1 protein-coding gene and 1 pseudogene are annotated in these 1,263 nt (G+C 68.3%); both read left to right on the plus strand.

What is annotated here, in order from left to right; all coding sequences use genetic code 11:
* The first annotated feature begins 126 nt into the window (after window positions 1–126).
* Window positions 127–1,101 (plus strand): DHH family phosphoesterase, encoded by a 975-nt coding sequence (locus tag ABUA09_RS18290; protein WP_058117035.1) that lies wholly within the window; start codon window positions 127–129, stop codon window positions 1,099–1,101.
* Window positions 1,102–1,118: 17 nt separating this feature from the next.
* Window positions 1,119–1,263, plus strand: a pseudogene (locus tag ABUA09_RS18295) (tRNA pseudouridine(55) synthase TruB); the annotation flags it as partial.

Consider the following 1,263-nt stretch of genomic DNA (forward strand, 5'->3'; position numbering starts at 1 on the left):
CTCCATCGCCGAGGGCGCGCACATCCTGGAGCTCATCGAAAAGCTGGACCAGTGATCCGGAACGGGCCGCGCTGCGGCCCATGGCCGCGCCGGCGGCGCGCATCAATTACCCTGGAGGAGAGAGCAATGGACTACAAAGCGGCAGCCGAGCTGCTGAAGAAACAGGATCGGATTCTCATTCTGACCCACCGCCGTCCCGATGGGGACACCATCGGCTGTGCGGCTGGGCTGTGCGCCGCCCTGCGGGAGCAGGGAAAGACGGCCTGCATCCTTCCCAACGAGGACGCCACCAGCCTCTTTACCCCCTACCTGGGGGGCTATCTGGCAGAGGAGGACTGGGAACCGGATTTCGTGGTGTCGGTGGATATCGCGGGGCGGAGCCTGTTCACGCCCCGGGGGGAGCGATACCTGGCCCGGGGCATCGACCTGGGGATCGACCACCACCCCTCCTACGAGGGCTTTGCCCGGGAGAGCTGTGTGGACCCCGGACGGGCGGCCTGTGGAGAGCTCATCTACGATCTGATCCGCCAGTGGGGGCCGGTGAGCCCCGCTGCGGCCCTGCCCCTCTACGTGGCCGTGGCCACAGACACGGGCTGCTTCATGTACAGCAACACCACGCCGGCCACCCATCGGGTGTGCGCCGATCTCATGGCGGTGGGCATCGATTTCCAGGGGGTCAATAAGCGCCATTTCCGCACCAAGAGCCTCAAGCGCCTGCGGCTGGAGAGCCTGCTGGTGGACGGCATGGACGTCCACGACGGGGGGGCCACCGTGATCGCGGCCATCTCCCTGGCGGATATGGCCCGGCTGGAGGCCACCGAGCGAGACGCCGAGGACATCGCCGCCTTCCTGGGGCAGATCGAGGGGGTGCGGACCTCCGTCACCATCCGGGAGCTGGCCCCCGGGGAGTGCAAGCTCTCGGTGCGCACCGATCAGGGGCTGAACGCCACCCGGGTCTGCGCGCTGCTGGGCGGCGGCGGGCACGCCTCCGCCGCGGGCTGCACCGTCATGGGCACCGTGGCAGAGGCCAAGGCGGCCATACTTGCGGCTATCCGCCAAGTGTGGGTGGAGGACCGGGACGGCGCTTCCGCCGGGACCTGAAGGGAAAGGGTGAGCGGATGCCCAACGGGATCATCATCATCGATAAGCCCGCCGGCTGGACCAGCATGGACGTGTGCGCCAAGCTGCGGGGGATCTTTCACGAGAAGCGGGTGGGGCACGCCGGAACGCTGGACCCCATGGCCACAGGGGTGCTGCCCGTCT

Origin of the sequence: Intestinimonas sp. RTP31139st1_F5_RTP31139_211217 (assembly GCF_040226735.1) — a bacterium.
In the GTDB taxonomy this organism is placed as follows: domain Bacteria; phylum Bacillota; class Clostridia; order Oscillospirales; family Oscillospiraceae; genus Intestinimonas; species Intestinimonas butyriciproducens.